The sequence below is a fragment of the Bellilinea sp. genome, assembly GCF_034432615.1.
Classification (GTDB): Bacteria; Chloroflexota; Anaerolineae; order Anaerolineales; family Anaerolineaceae; genus Bellilinea.
In genome coordinates, this window is sequence record NZ_DAOUBL010000370.1 from 1 (window position 1) to 15,131 (window position 15,131).

The 15,131-nt window shown below is 53.9% G+C and carries 13 protein-coding genes; 11 read left to right on the plus strand and 2 right to left on the minus strand.

Going from position 1 to position 15,131, the window contains the following annotated elements:
• From VAE48_RS16395 to VAE48_RS16440, 10 genes are all read left to right on the plus strand, one after another.
• The coding region (locus VAE48_RS16395; protein ID WP_322794414.1) for a hypothetical protein at positions 1 to 691 on the plus strand (691 nt) is incomplete at its 5' end.
• Positions 692 to 705: 14 nt separating this feature from the next.
• A complete protein-coding gene (locus tag VAE48_RS16400; protein WP_322794415.1) occupies positions 706 to 1,245 on the plus strand; it encodes a GNAT family N-acetyltransferase in 540 nt (179 codons plus the stop codon).
• Between the two features lie 18 nt (positions 1,246 to 1,263).
• On the plus strand, positions 1,264 to 3,159 hold the full coding sequence (locus tag VAE48_RS16405) for a histidine kinase N-terminal 7TM domain-containing protein (RefSeq protein WP_322794416.1): 1,896 nt from the start codon (positions 1,264 to 1,266) through the stop codon (positions 3,157 to 3,159).
• 53 nt (positions 3,160 to 3,212) lie between these two features.
• Positions 3,213 to 4,163, plus strand: coding sequence for a 30S ribosomal protein S1 (locus VAE48_RS16410; protein ID WP_322794417.1), 951 nt, complete (start codon positions 3,213 to 3,215; stop codon positions 4,161 to 4,163).
• On the plus strand, positions 4,160 to 6,313 hold the full coding sequence (locus tag VAE48_RS16415; RefSeq protein ID WP_322794418.1) for a DNA translocase FtsK: 2,154 nt from the start codon (positions 4,160 to 4,162) through the stop codon (positions 6,311 to 6,313). Before VAE48_RS16410 ends, VAE48_RS16415 begins: the two co-directional genes overlap by 4 nt.
• Before the next feature lie 108 nt (positions 6,314 to 6,421).
• The gene (locus tag VAE48_RS16420) at positions 6,422 to 7,054 is read left to right on the plus strand and encodes a CDP-alcohol phosphatidyltransferase family protein (protein ID WP_322794419.1); all 633 of its coding nucleotides are present in this window, start codon (positions 6,422 to 6,424) and stop codon (positions 7,052 to 7,054) included.
• A gap of 20 nt (positions 7,055 to 7,074) precedes the next feature.
• A complete protein-coding gene (gene lgt, locus VAE48_RS16425) occupies positions 7,075 to 7,893 on the plus strand; it encodes a prolipoprotein diacylglyceryl transferase (RefSeq protein WP_322794420.1) in 819 nt (272 codons plus the stop codon).
• A 41-nt stretch (positions 7,894 to 7,934) separates the two neighbouring features.
• Positions 7,935 to 8,873 (plus strand): ABC transporter ATP-binding protein, encoded by a 939-nt coding sequence (locus VAE48_RS16430; protein ID WP_322794421.1) that lies wholly within the window; start codon positions 7,935 to 7,937, stop codon positions 8,871 to 8,873.
• Entirely contained in the window at positions 8,860 to 10,275 is a 1,416-nt protein-coding gene (locus VAE48_RS16435) for a stage II sporulation protein M (protein ID WP_322794422.1), read from the plus strand. The genes VAE48_RS16430 and VAE48_RS16435 overlap by 14 nt, the downstream gene beginning before the upstream one ends.
• Before the next feature lie 37 nt (positions 10,276 to 10,312).
• Positions 10,313 to 11,077: an MBL fold metallo-hydrolase gene (locus VAE48_RS16440; protein WP_322794423.1), complete on the plus strand. Its 765-nt coding sequence runs from the start codon at positions 10,313 to 10,315 to the stop codon at positions 11,075 to 11,077.
• Between the two features lies 1 nt (position 11,078).
• Here VAE48_RS16440 and VAE48_RS16445 read toward each other — a convergent pair whose 3' ends face one another.
• A complete protein-coding gene (locus tag VAE48_RS16445; protein WP_322794424.1) occupies positions 11,079 to 11,582 on the minus strand; it encodes an HNH endonuclease in 504 nt (167 codons plus the stop codon).
• A gap of 105 nt (positions 11,583 to 11,687) precedes the next feature.
• Between VAE48_RS16445 and VAE48_RS16450 the strand changes: the two genes are divergently transcribed.
• Positions 11,688 to 12,599 (plus strand): TIGR01777 family oxidoreductase, encoded by a 912-nt coding sequence (locus tag VAE48_RS16450; RefSeq protein ID WP_322794425.1) that lies wholly within the window; start codon positions 11,688 to 11,690, stop codon positions 12,597 to 12,599.
• Here the strand turns inward: VAE48_RS16450 and VAE48_RS16455 are convergent.
• Positions 12,589 to 15,131 (minus strand): FtsW/RodA/SpoVE family cell cycle protein (locus tag VAE48_RS16455; protein WP_322794426.1); only part of this gene is annotated, 2,543 nt, incomplete at its 5' end. The genes VAE48_RS16450 and VAE48_RS16455 overlap by 11 nt on opposite strands.

The following is a 15,131-nucleotide window of genomic DNA, read 5'->3' on the forward strand; positions in this document are numbered from 1 at the left end:
TCTCCGCTTTTTAAAAACTTACGAACCCTGGATTTATCTGGTGCTGGTAGGGACGGGCCTGTTTGCCATGCGCCGTATGCTGGCAGCCTTGCAGGAATTGCGAACCGCGGTGTTTGGACTGGAAAAGGAGAGCGCCCAGCGTCGCTTCCGCTCATCCCTCTCGGTTTTCTTGTTTGTTCTGATGCTGGGGGCTTCGGAGTTTGTGTTGACCACCATTGTTTTCCCCGATTTTCCCAATGTTCAGGCCATGGCAACCCCTACTGCCGATCTGCTGGCGACCCCAACCGCTACCCTGCCCCCCGTTTCAGTGGAAACCCCTCAAGCCGAAGCGATTGGTATCCCTACCCTGGATGTTTCCGCTCAGGATGGGTGCATACCGGGAGTCATTGAGTGGACTTTTCCGAAGGCGGGTGAAACCTTGAAGGGACTGGTTACCCTGCGCGGAACGGTGAGTGTGCCGAATCTCGGTTTTTATAAATATGAATACAACGAGCCGTCATCCAATCTGTGGGTTACCATTGCGGCTGGCGATCGGGTGATTGTGGATCAACCGCTGGGCGGTGAGGGCAGCGGCCAGTGGGACACCACCACGCTCACCCCCGGCGACTATCGTTTACGCCTGGTTGTGACGGATAATGTGAACAATGTTTTTCCTGCCTGTGTCATTCCGGTCAGAATTTCTGCGCCATAATTTTATGGAGGAATATGCCTGAAATTGAAGTAAGACCTGCTCAATTAGGTGAAATTCCGGTATTGATTTCGCTTGAACATTACGGTAAAAGCGATTATGTGTGGCAAATGGAGCGCCTGGTTGAGGAAACTCAGCTTTCGGTTACCTTCCGTGAGGTGCGTTTGCCGCGCTCGGTCAAGGTGGAGTACCCCTACAGCATGGAGAGCTTGCCGGATCGTCTGCGGCAACAGACCATTCTGCTGGCAGCTGTGTTGAAAGGAGACATCGTTGGATACGTTGGCGTGGAAGAGCGGGTGGGGACGCGGACAGCCTGGGTGGCGCATCTGGCAGTGGCGGCACACTGCCGCAGAGAAGGAATTGCCAGTGCTTTATTGCTGGCAGCGCAAGGATGGGCCAGCCGGCGTGGTTTGCGGCGGATGATTCTGGAAACGCATTCTAAAAATGCCCCTGCTATCCGCATGGCGTTGAAACTGGGTTTTGAATTTAGCGGTTACAATGATCAGTACTACGCAAATCAGGATATTGCGTTATTTTTCAGCAGTATGTTGAGGTAATCCATCAAAGGTGATTGAATGGGAGTCTTGATCACCATTAACCAGATTCTCATGGCAGGAGTGGCGATTACAGCCTTTTCGCTGCTGCTGTATTCGTTAACCTTCAACTTGCGGGAACGAGTTGCCCGCTCGTTTGCGATGATCCTTTTTTGTTTGGTGGTCATATACTCGGCTGAATCGCTCGCCAGTGTTGCTCCCCGCCGGGAGGAATTGGAATTATGGTTGCGGTTGCAGTGGGTTGGGATCGTATTTTTGCCCTCGGCCTACCTGCATTTTTCGGATGCGCTGCTGGCGACCACTGGAAAACCCAGCCGGGGTAAACGCCGCTGGGCTATCCGCCTTTCATATGTTTTGGCTGTTTTGTTTCTGGCAATGCTGCCGCTGGGTTTGCTGGTGGGCGAACTGGCGGCAGATTCACAACCTGCGCCATATCTCAAACCGGTATTGGGTACCGATTTATTCATGCTGGTGTATTTTGTTTCAATTGGCATGGCATGGTACAACTTTGTGCGGGCATTCAGACGCTCGGCAACCGGTACCAGCAAAAGGCGGATTGGCTACCTGCTGGTTGGTTCGATTGCCCCCGTGCTGGGGTCATTTCCGTTTTTGCTGTTTTCATCCAATTTTGCCGCCCAACACCGGCTGACCTTTTGGGTGTTTTCGGTGCTGACAAACTTCCTGGTGGGCGGGTTGGTGGTGATGATGGCATATTCGGTGGCGTTTTTCGGGGTTGCCCTGCCAGACCGTACCATCAAGAGCCGGCTCTTTAAGTGGATTTTGCGCGGGCCGGTGACCGCCTCAATTACGCTGGCCTTGACGACCATTCTCCGCCGCGCAGGTGAATTATACGGCCTTCCATATAACGCGCTGGTCCCCATTGTCATGGTGGCAACCATTTTGACCGGACAATATCTGGTTACTTTGACCTTTCCCATGCTGGAGCGCTGGCTGTTTTACGGAAAGGATAAAGATGAAATCGAAGTCCTGCGCAACCTGGAGCAACGGTTAATTACCCGCAACGATTTGCGCCAGTTTTTGGAGATGATTCTTGCGGCAGTGTGTGACCGACTGCAGGTGAGAGGCGCTTATGTGGCTGCCCTTAACTCCGAAGGGCTTGAGATTGTCGTACGGGTTGGGAAGACCTTTTTTGATGAGGATCAGAACCCTGTTGACCTGGAAAGTGTGATCCGTGCCAATCATCTTTCGCTGGAAATGTTCAACTGGGGTGATGATATTCTCATTCCGCTGGTGGATCAAGACGAGGAGGGCGCTCCTGACTTGATTGGGTTACTTGGAATCACTGGCGCAGCCGGAATGCGTTTGGATGAGGATCAAATTCAGGTGATCAACAATTTTAGCGAACGGGTCTTGCTGGCCCTTAAGGATCGCCGTCTGCAGGAGGGGGTTTTCCGGTCAATCAGCGAACTGGCTACCAAAGCAGCTTATATCCAGCAATTACAAGCCGCTGGCCGATATGATCAATCGGGACTGTTAAGTGATGAAATTCCCTTGGCTGCCGCTGATTTTTCCCAGTGGGTAAAGGACGCTCTTTCGCATTACTGGGGCGGCCCCAAGTTGACCGAGAGCCCGTTGACGAAGTTGAAAATTGTGCAGGCCATGCTGAGCCGCTATGACGGCAATACTTCCAATGCGCTGCGGGCAATTTTGAGAGAAGCGATTGAACGAGTCCGTCCGGAGGGAGAACGGCGCTTCACCGGTGAATGGGTATTGTATAATATCCTGGAAATGAAATTTTTGGAGGGGAAGAAGGTGAGAGAAATTGCCATGCGTCTGGCGATGTCGGAAGCCGACCTGTACCGTAAACAGCGGGTGGCAATTGAGGCGGTTGCCAAAGCAATTCTGGAAATGGAAACCCAAAATGGGCACACGAACGAATTGCCAAAATCGGAGTGATTGATATACAATAAATAAACCTTATTTGTACTTATTGCAGGGAGGTTAACAGGATGGTTGCCAAAAAAACAGGTACGGATCTGGGGGAACAGCAAGCAGATCCAATTGATGAGGGGTGGTGGGCGGCAGTTCTTGCGGATGAGGAGTTATATGCGCCTCCCCGCAAAGGAGCAAATTCAAGCGGAGCAAATGAGGGAACAGTTATTCCCACCGATTGGGGGTATGTTCAGCGAATTTTTGAAGAGGACGAAATTGTTCCCCTCAAGGTGCATGGTTTCAATCGCGGGGGGGTCCTGGTGCAGGGCAAAGGCATTCAGGGATTCGTGCCGGTTTCCCATCTTGTGGAAATGCCGACCGATGCAAGTGAGGAAGAACGCCGGAGTATTTTAGCCGGATATGTCAACCGCGTCATCCGCCTGAAGGTCATTGAATGTGAACCGCGCTGCGAACGAGTTGTCCTTTCGGAACGGGCTGCGCTGGCAGGTGAAGGTCAGCGGCGAGCCTTATTTTCCACCCTCAAAGAAGGGGCGGTGGTCAATGGACGCATTACCAACATCACCAACTTTGGGGTGTTTGTGGATCTGGGCGGTGTGGAAGGATTGATTCACGTTTCGGAGATTTCGTGGGGACGGGTGCAGGATCCGGCTGATCTGTTGAGCGTCAATCAAGAAGTTCAGGTGCTTGTGCTGCAAGTGAATGAGGACACTTCACGAATTGCACTCAGCCTCAAGCGGCTGCAGCCAAATCCGTGGGAAACCATGGCGGTGCGTTACAAACCCGGCGATGTGGTGCGTGGTTGGATCACTTCTCTGACTCGATTCGGGGCTTTTGCGCGACTGGAGGAAGGCGTGGAAGGTCTTATACACGTTTCCTCGATCCGGCTGCCCCCGCAGTGTAAAAGCATTCATCATTATTTGAGTGTCGGGCAGGAAGTGAACGTTCGCATTCTGCATCTGGATACGGAGCGCCGCCGACTGGGACTGGGATTAGTACAAACCGAATGAGCCCTTCCAAAAAGAAGGCCGGCAAGTCCGTCCAAAAAAGATTTTCAGAAAATCAATTGAAGGCTTCATCCCTTTTAGAGGGGGTGGGGCGGGCGATGGTGCGTCTTGAACGGTATGGACGGGATATGGCAGGTATTTTACTGCTGGTGCTGAGTTTGTTAACCCTGTTGGTACTGCTGGGGTTGACCAGCGGCTCTTTTATTTCTCCTTTCGGATACTGGTTGAAGCGCTGGCTGGGGGTTGCCAGTTATCCTTTGGCAGTTTTAACCACCCTTGCGGGTGTTTCTCTGCTGCGCAGTAACCCGGCGCAAAATCGCCGCTTCCCCTTAGGGCGTATTCTTGCCTGGGAAGGGTTGATTTTTACCACCATGGCATTTCTGGCGTTGCTGGGGGGGGCTTCGGTGGAGCGGGCAGAGGCGGGTCTGGATGGGGGTGTAATTGGCTGGGGGTTGGCGTACCTGCTCGGCCAGTTCTTGCCTTTGCCCTGGAGCAGCCTTTTGCTGGTTTTGCTGGGGATCTGGTTTTTATCCAGTGCGACCGGTTTTCATCACTGGGCTGGTCAGCGTGTTCAGGCGTGGATTGACTCTTTGCCGGTGGAAATGCCAGCCGTAACTCACTCGCAACCAACCGGCATGGATGAAAATCACCCCAAAATTCAGCGGGAGGAAGGCATTCCCGTCCCGGTGGTTGCCTATCAGCGCGAGGAAAATCTGCCGCCGCTTTCATTACTGGCAAAGGAAGAGAGCAACGGTCTCGATGAAGAGCGGATTCTGGCGATTGCCCGTCAGATCGAAAAAACTTTGGCAGAATTTGGGGTTCCTTCACGGGTGGTTGGATACCGCAAAGGGCCAACCGTCACTCAATTTGCGGTGGAACCCGGCTATGTCGAAAAACCGGCCGCGGATGGAAAAATGATTCGCCAGAAAGTGCGCGTAGCCCAAATTTCGGCGTTGACACGCGACCTGGCGCTGGCGTTGGCTGCTGAGCGATTGCGCATCGAAGCGCCCGTGCCGGGCCATTCTTATGTTGGGGTGGAAGTGCCGAACAGCAGCACCACACTGGTCAGGCTACGCCCAATTCTCGAATCGCCGGAATTCTTGAAGTTGCAATCGCCACTGGCGATTGCACTGGGCAGGGATGTGTCCGGTCAGCCAGTGGTGGCGGACCTGGCGCGCATGCCGCACCTGTTGGTGGCAGGGACCACCGGTTCGGGTAAATCGGTCTGTCTGGCTTCGATCATCACCTGTCTGGTGATGAATAATTCACCAGCCACATTACGGCTGGTGGTGCTGGATCCAAAGATGGTCGAACTGGCCCGTTTTTCCGGTCTGCCGCACATTTTGGGCAAGGTGGAAACCGATATTGAACGCATGCTGGCGGTGCTGCGCTGGACCCTGGTTGAAATGGAACAGCGCTATCGCTTGTTTGAAGCCAACGCAGCGCGCGATTTGAACGCTTACAACCGCAAAGCCGAACGGCGCGGCATGATACCCCTGCCTCGCATCGTGGTGCTGATTGACGAACTGGCCGACCTGATGATGTCGGCGCCGGATCAGACCGAGCACAGTCTGGTCAGGCTGGCCCAGATGGCGCGGGCAACCGGCATTCACCTTGTCATCGCGACGCAGCGGCCGAGCACGGATGTGGTAACCGGCCTGATTAAGGCCAATTTTCCGGCGCGAATTGCCTTCAGTGTGGCATCTTCGATCGATTCACGGGTTATTCTGGATGTCAACGGAGCCGAGTCGCTGCTTGGCAGAGGGGATATGCTGTTCTTGAACCCGGAATCCGGTACACCACAGCGGGCGCAGGGGGTTCTGCTTCAAGATCAGGAAATCGAGCGGGTGATTGAATTCTGGCAGCAGAGATTGACCGATCAGACCGAACAAACAGCGCCGTGGGAAGATTTGATCAATCAGGATGACGAGGGGGACGATTTGATTGAGAAAGCCATTGAACTGGTGCGCCGTACCCAACGCGCCAGCGCCAGTCTGCTGCAGCGCCGCCTGCGAATCGGTTTTCCGCGGGCTGCGCGCTTGTTGGATGAATTGGAAGAAAGAGGGATTGTCGGCCCGGCGCAGGGAGGCGGAAAAGACCGCGAAGTGTTGATAGATCCACTGGATGATGACTCCTCTGAGGATGATGATTAATCTTTAAACGGGGGGATTGCTTGACAGTTTGCATCAGGTAAGATAGGATACAAACCAGAAAATCTGCGGTGAACTTCCGCAACTGCATCTCTTTTATCATGGTGAAGCGTGGTTCGGACAGAAAAACAACCCCCAAAAGGGACATTTACCGACTTCTTACGCGCCCGTTTCAAGGGAGTGCTTGACCCAATTGGGGCTTTCTTCATTCGATTGGGGTTGACGCCAAATAGCGTTACTCTGTTAGGACTGCTGGGAATTTTTGCTGCGTCAGTATTGCTGGCCCGCGGGCATTTTTTTTGGGGCGGGCTGGTGGTGCTGATCATGGCGCCGCTGGATGCGCTGGACGGCACCATGGCGCGCCTGCAGGGAAACCCCACCCGCTTTGGAGGCGTGCTTGATTCCGTGGTTGACCGCTTTGCGGAAATTATCTTGATTGGCGGATTGATGATTTATTACCTGCAACAAGGCGAGGGTCTGCCTGTGCTGCTTGGTTATGCTGCGGCCAGCGGTTCTTTGATGGTTTCATACGTCAAGGCGCGTGCCGAAGCGGCCCACTTTTCAGTAAAAGGTGGCTTGTTGACTCGTGTGGAGCGATTTCTGGTTCTCATCCCGTTGCTCCTGCTCAGTCAGCCGTTGATTGCATTGTGGATTCTGGCAATTTTAGGGAATTTCACGGCTTTACAGCGTATCTGGCTGGTGTATCAGCAAAGCCGCCAGGGAGAAGACTTGCCAAAGGCATAAATTTACAATGAGGTGTGAGGATGCCGAATAGTTTCAGTATAGGCCCAATTACCATTCACTTATATGGCGTGATTATCATGTTTGGGGCGATCATGGCTGCCTGGCTGTCTGCCTGTCAGGTAAAACAGCGCAACCTGAGCCCTGATCTGGTGTGGGATATGCTGCCCTGGTTATTAATTGCGGGTGTCATTGGTGCGCGTGTCTGGCACATCTTAACTCCCCCGGCTTCTATGGTCGAACGCGGAATTACAACCTGGTATTACCTGACCCATCCACTGGATGCCATTGCCATCTGGAACGGCGGGCTTGGCATTCCCGGCGCTGTGATGGGCGGGGCGCTGGCGTTGTACCTTTACTGCCGTAAAAAGGGGCTGATCTTTGCCGAATGGACGGACATCATTGCCCCCGGATTGGCACTGGCGCAGGCAATTGGGCGATGGGGCAATTTTGTGAATCAGGAATTATACGGGGCACCAACCAATCTGCCATGGGCAATTTTCATTGATCCGGTTCACCGCCTGCCTGAGTTCAAGGACATCGCCTACTATCATCCGCTGTTCTTATATGAATCCATTTACAACCTTCTCAACATGGCCTTTCTGCTTTGGGCAGGGCGAAAATTCAGCAACCGGTTGAAGAAAGGCGACATCTTTTTAATGTATTTGATCATTTACCCGGTTGGGCGTTTTTTCCTGGAATTTCTACGATTAGACCCTTCGCCTTTGGCGGGTCTGAATGTCAACCAAACACTAATGGCGGTGATTGCGATCAGTTCAGCGGTTGGGTTGTTGTGGCGGCACCGCAAGGGAAGCAATCCATCGCAAACGATTAGCGGCTGAAATTTTATCGGATGGATAGAACGAATTTGAGGGGATGAAAAATGATTTACGCAGAAAATTTGACCAAGCACTTTGCCGATTTCGTTGCCGTGCAAGGCATTAATCTGGATGTGCCGGCCGGGCAGGTGCTGGCCTTGCTCGGACCGAACGGCGCCGGTAAAACGACTACCGTACGCATGTTGACCTCCGTGCTGCGCCCGACCAGCGGGAGCGCAAAGATTGCCGGTTACGATGTGGTTCAAGAAGCGGAAAAAGTGCGTGCTTCAGTAGGGGTTTTGACCGAGCATCATGGTCTGTATGCTCGAATGAATGCCGATGAATATCTGACTTTTTATGGACGCCTGTATCGGATGCCAGACCCGGTCATTGAGCAGCGTAAGAGTGAATTATTGGAACAGTTTGGTCTTTCAGATGCGCGCAAAAAGAAACTTGGCGAATACTCCAAAGGCATGCGGCAAAAGCTAGCGCTGGTGCGCGCCTTGCTGCATAACCCGCCAGTGCTGTTGCTGGACGAGCCGACTTCTGCCATGGATCCGGAGAGCGCAAGAATTGTGCGGGATGCCATCCTTGCCCTGCGTTCTGACCAGCGGGCGGTCATCCTTTGTACCCACAACCTTGCAGAAGCGGAGCAGCTTGCCGATCAAATTGCCATCATTCGCCGTGGACGGATTATTTTGAATGATGTGCCCGAACGGCTCAAACGAGTCTTGCTGGGACCGGAGGAATATGAGGTAGTTATGCGGAACGGCGCGGTAATCACTGCCGAAATTCTGCCGCATGGAGTTACCCTCAGCCGACAGGAAAATGGCCGCTTTGTATTTCAAATTGACCAGCCGCAGGCAACCATCCCGGTGTTGTTGAAGAGCCTGTTGGATCACAACCTGCCGGTGCTGTCCTGCGCACCTGTGCCGCGCAGTCTGGAAGAAGCTTATTTACGGGCAGTCAGCCTGAACGAGGAAAACCGCAATGAGAGCAATTGATCTTCGTCCAGCCCTGATCATCGCGCAGCGGGAGGTACGCGACCAGTTCCGCGATTGGCGAATTATCTTCCCGATTGTGTTCTTAACGCTGTTTTTCCCTTTTCTGATGAATTTCACCGCCCGACAACTGCTCAATTTTGTCAATCAATACGGTGCAGGGCTGGTTGGCGAGCGGTTGATTCCGTTTTTGTTGCTGATTACGGGCTTTTTCCCCATCAGTGTTTCACTGGTCATTGCGCTGGAAAGTTTTGTGGGTGAAAAAGAGCGTGGCAGTATTGAACCGCTGTTAACCTCACCGCTTGCTGACTGGCAGCTTTACCTCGGTAAATTGCTTTCCTCCACTGTGCCGCCGCTGGTGGGCAGCTTTTTGGGGATGGCGGTCTATGTTGGCGGATTGCTCATCAATCGTATTCCCTTACCGGATGCAGAAACCATGCTGCAAATCATCGTCCTGACCATTATGCAGGCGGTGGTGATGGTCAGCGGTGCGGTGGTTGTATCCACCCAGGCCACCTCAGTACGGGCTGCCAATCTACTGGCAAGTTTCATCATTATTCCGATGGCCCTGTTGATTCAGGCTGAGGCGGTGGTGATGTTTTGGGGGCGAGAAACGCTCTCCCTCTGGTGGATTGTGTTTGGTCTGTTGGTGCTGGCAATCCTGCTGATTCGCGTGGGACTGGCGCATTTTCAGCGCGAAGAATTATTGGGCAGAGAAATTGACGTGCTCAATTTCCGCTGGATATGGCGCATCTTCTGGGGCAGCTTCCGCGGCGGCGCTCGCAATCTGCTGGATTGGTATCGGAATGTGCTGGGTAAGACTTTGCTTGAGCTGCGCGGCAGTTTTTTGGCAGCCGTGGTGCTCGCCGTAATTGTGATTATTCTCGGCGCTCAGCAGGCTGACCGCTTTGTCTTCATCTTGCCGGAAGGTCAATTTCAAGAACGTGTACAGGAGTTGGGTCTTGAGGTTCCAGGTGGCGCAATGGGGAACTTTACAAACATCTTTTTTCAGAACATGCGTGCGCTGATGATTGGATTACTGTTGGGATTGTTTTCTTTCGGTGTGTTGGGTACCCTGCCCCTGGTTGCAACGCTTGGTTTGCTGGGTTACCTCACCCGAATTATGGAAATCAACCAATTGCCGGCTGCTCAACTGATTCTTGCGGGGGTTGTGCCGCACGGCATTATTGAAGTGCCGGCAATTCTGCTGTCAACGGCGGCAGTTTTGCGAATCGGTTTTTTACTGGCAACACCGATGAAGGACAGGACGATCGGTGAGGTCTTCTTAATGGCGTTAGCCGGTTGGTTGCAAGTGATGGTCGGAGTGGTAACGCCTTTAATGCTCCTGGCAGCACTGATTGAATCGTGGATCACGCCGCTGATTCTGGTTCGCTTTTTCGGCTGATTCGGTACCAAAAAATTGTTTATGGAAAGGGAACGGCATGGATCAAATCATCTTTCTGGGCACCGCAAACGCCATTCCCGCCATCGGTCGGGAAAATACGCATTTATTAATCCGCCACGGTGAGGAAGCGATTCTGGTGGATTGCGCCGCCAACCCAATTGTTCACCTGCAGCGCGCTGGGGTCAACTTTGACCAAATCAATCATTTGATTTTGACTCATTTTCACCCGGACCATGTTTCCGGCGCTCCGCTGTTTTTGATGGATTTGTGGCTTTTGGGGCGGAAGAAGCCCTTGTTTATTTACGGGCTGGAACATACCCTCAGCCGGCTGCAAGCCATGATGGAATTATATGACTGGCGCTCCTGGCCGGGCTTCTTCCCAATCGAATATTGCATAATTCCAGTCGTGGAGGGGACAGCACTGCTGAAGTTAAGGGGTCTGGAAATTGTTGCATCGCCGGTCCGGCATCTGTTACCGACGATAGGCATTCGGGTTTCATTTGAGGATATTCAAAAAACGGCGGCCTATTCCAGCGATACCGAACCATGCGAAGAGGTTGAGCGTCTGGCGAAAGGTGCTGATATCCTGATCCACGAATCGGCGGGGAGCACCATCGGTCATTCTTCGGCGCAGCAGGCCGGAGAAGTGGCAAGCAAAGCCGGTGTGAAAAGTCTTTATCTGATTCACTATCCGGCTCATGTAACCAAACAAGCACTGATTCAAGAGGCACAGGCTGCTTTTGACGGTCCGGTGTTTGTTTGCGAGGATTTTATGGGGATTGATCTGACAACGGGCGCGTGAATTACCAGCCAAGCAGGAAAGGTTCCCACTCGATATATTCGGTCAGATGACGGCCGAATATATACAAAGCGGAAGCAGGCGGTTCGGAGGGAGTGCGCATCAGCTGCATACCGGCCTCAGTCAGTGTGCGCCCGCCTTTGCGATGGTTGCACTGCGGGCAGGCAGTCACCACATTAGTCCAGATGTGTTGACCCCCTAAGTGGCGCGGAATGACGTGATCAATGGTCAGATCGCCGCTGCGTTTACCGCAGTACTGGCAGGTGTAGTTGTCGCGCCGGAAGACCTCTCGCCGGGTCAATTTGACCCTGGGGCGGGGACGATGCACCATGTGTTGCAGGCGGATGATCGAGGGACGCGGGAATGAAGATCCAGCGGTGTGAATTTCGCCTCGTCCGTTCATCACCATGGATGCTTTATGTGTCAAAATCAAACCAACCGCACGGCGTAAGTCGCAGACATTGATTGGCTCGAAATTGGCGTTGAGTACCAGCACATTATCCGCCATTGCGACCTCACCTGCAAAATTATAGCACCACCTTTCTACAATCGCTATGAGAAATGGGTTAAGAAGTGTTAATATTGTACAAAGATACGCTTTCGGAGGTGAACGGTGAAAATCTTAATTGCGGGCGGTTCGGGTCTGATTGGCTCTGCTTTGACCCGTCATTATATGGAAAAGGGACAGGAAGTTTACATCCTGAGCCGGCGTGGTTCAACCGCGGGCTTGCCGGCAGGCGCCAAAGGTGTGGAATGGGATGCCCAATCGGCCGGGGGGTGGGGCGACCTGATGAATGAAATGGATGTGGTCATCAACCTGACCGGAGAAAACCTGGGGGCGGGGCGGTGGACAGAGGAGCGCAAGCAACGGTTTTACACCAGCCGCATCCAATCCGGCAAAGCGTTAATTGAAGCCATGCGCCAGGCTGCCCGAAAACCGGCGGTGCTGGTGCAGTCTTCGGCGGTTGGTTATTATGGAGATGGCGGTGATCAGGTGCTGGAGGAATCCAGTCCGCCGGGCAAGGATTTTCTAGCCCGTTTGTGTGTGGATTGGGAGGAATCGACCCGCGAGGCTGAGTTCATGGGCGTGCGGCGGATTGTTTTACGCACCGGTGTTGTGCTGGCAGAGGGGGCGGAGGTGTTGAACCGTTTGATTTTGCCGTTCCGTTTGTTTGTTGGTGGACCTTTGGGCAGCGGCAGGCAGTGGCTGCCGTGGATTCACATGGCGGATGTGGTGGGAGCAGTGGATTATCTGGTGGAAAATTCGAACTTCGATGGCATCTTCAATTTGAGCGCACCCCAGCCGGTTCAGAACGCTACTTTTGGGAAAACGCTGGCGCGCATTTTACATCGCCCATACTGGATTCCAGTGCCGGCCTTTGCCTTGAAACTGGTTTTGGGAGAGATGAGTAAACTGGTATTGGAAGGCCAACGCGCCATCCCAAAGCGGCTGCTGGAAGCCGGGTATGTCTTCCGCTTTGTGGAACACGAAGCGGCATTGCGCGACCTGTTAATCAAGGGCTGATTGGTTGGAGTGCGCTCTGCAGGATCGTTTCACCGATGATCTGAGCCAGTTGAGGATTGTTTTCTTCCAGCAGAACCGCAATGGCCAGCGGTGTTCCACCCCACTGAGGCAGCGTTCCGCCAATAAACCAGGTATATGCGCTTGAATCGTAGTGTTGAGCTGAAAGCGACTGCCAGATGGGGATATCTTCAGATGCCAGTTTGCTCACCGCTGCGGTGATGGCGGCACTGTTGCCGAAAACAGAAACCGGTGAGCCGGCCGGCAAAATGACCGCCCCCTGATGGGGTGTCAGTACCGAAACAGCCAGCCGCGGGCTGGGGCGCGTTCCGGCATTGGTCAATGCGGCGGCCGCCTGTGCCATTTGCAAAGGGGTTACTTTAACCTCGCTTTTCCCAATTGCTGCGTTCCGGCTGCTGGTCAGTTGACCGGTTTGGGCGGGGGGGGCCACATCCAGCCGAATATCCGGCGCGGTGAAAAAACCCAGGTCATTGAACAGTTGTTTCATCTGAGCGATGGTTATGGAGCGGCTCATCTCTACCAAAGCAGCCGGGCAGCCGGCTTCAATGGCCGTTTCAAGACTGAGCGGGACGCGCGGTGGACGGGCGCAGGTGAGGGTCTGATTTTCATAGTTGTAGGAAAGATTGAGTGGTAAAACAGGCAGGCTGCCCTTCTCGCTCAGGTAGGCATAGAAAAAAGGTCCCAGCACGGTAGCGGTGGGGTATTGACCCTGGGTAACCCGATTGACAAACGGAGCAGCGGGATCGTTCAGCCATTCGGCGTAGCGTTCATTGAGCTGGTTGGGATCGTAATAGGGATGAGAGGCAATTGCCAGTATCTCCCCGCTGCGGGCATTGAGCAGGACAATGGCGCCGCGATGATTTTCCATAAGGCCGTCGGCAATCCGCTGCAAACCAAGATCGAGGCTGAGGCGCACATCCAAACCTTCCGGCGGCTGAGAATATAGCAGCTCTGCCAGCCAGATTTGCGAAGCAGGGTTGCCCTGTAAACCGCTTAGATATCCATCCAGCGTGGCTTCCAACCCGGCTTTCCCAAAACGCGGGTTGATGTAACCGACCGTGTTGCCGAGCGGAGGATAGAGCAGTTCGCGGTTCAGACTGCCGCGTTCTCCGCTGGTGGTGGCAATCACTTCGTTGCGCCGGTCCAGCAAATCACCCCGTGGGACAAACCGCAAATTGACCATCCAACGAATATTGTCAGGGCGTGAAAGTAAGGCATCGGCGCGGACAATGCTCCACCAGCCGGCCAGAATTGCCAGCGCGCTAAAACCGATCAGAAAAAGCGCCGATACCCACGTGTAGGCCCGCGGCTGTTGAACGGGCAGGGGTGGATCATTGTGGGGGGTACTGATCCACAGCAGCATCCCAACGGCAATGAAACAGGTAACCAGTGAAGAGCCGCCATAGGACACAAACGGTAGTGTGACCCCGGTCAGTGGCAGCAGACGCAGGTTGCCGCCCATGATCAAAATGGCTTGAATGGCAAAATACACACCAATCCCGGCAGCCAGAAAACGCTGGAAGGTGGTACGGGCGGCCAGCGAGATAGAAAAACAGCGGTAAGTCAACAGCGCAAACAGGGAGATGATTGCCAGCATACCCGCCAGCCCGCTTTCTTCGGCAATTGCGGCGGCGATAAAATCGGAATGGGCTACCGGCACGAGCGCAGGGCTGCCAAGTCCTATCCCGCTGCCCAGTAATCGCCCGGCGGCAACTGAAATCAGGGACTGGACGATTTGAAAGGAACGGTTGGCAGGATCAGCCCATGGGTCAAGCCAGGCTTCAATGCGCAGGCGGATGATGTCGAAAACCAGGCTGCCTGCCACTGTCGCAGCCAGCAAAAACAATCCACTGATGATTAAAATCCTTCTGCGACCGGCAGCCAGGAAAATCACAAGCGTATAAATTCCGATGATGAGAGTGGCAGCGCCAAGATCGCGCTGAAGCACAAGCATCAGGGCAGCCGAACCGGTCATGATCAGGGTGGGGGCAAGCAGGGTGGGCAGCCCAAAATGGAAGGGGATGCGATCTGCCAGATAGGCTGCCAGATAAATCACCAGCAGCAACTTTAACGGCTCGGATGGTTGCAAGTAAAGACCACAGCAGCCCAGCCACAGACGCGGGCCTTCGCCGGGCGGATAAGTGCCCAGTAAAAAAGTGAGCGCGGTCAGCAGTAAACCAACCGTCAGCCAGAGATATTTATAGCGGCGCAGCCAGCTGAACACCTGTGGATAGCGGTTTGTGAGAATCAGGGCAATCATCCCGACGGTCAGCCAAAGGGTTTGGCGGTTGCCTAATTGGCTATCCAGCCGGTAAATGGTGAGCAATCCCCAACCGCTCAACAGGCCGGTGACTGGCAGGAGGTAAGGGTCGTGCTCTTCTAACTGGCGGTTAAGAAAGCGATAAGCCAGGCTGAAAAGCGCCAGCCAGCCTGCCCAGCCAATCCAGTGCAGCCAGCGGTACTCAACCTGAAAGGTATGCAGTCTGACCGCCGGGGAGAGCGTCAAAATCAGGC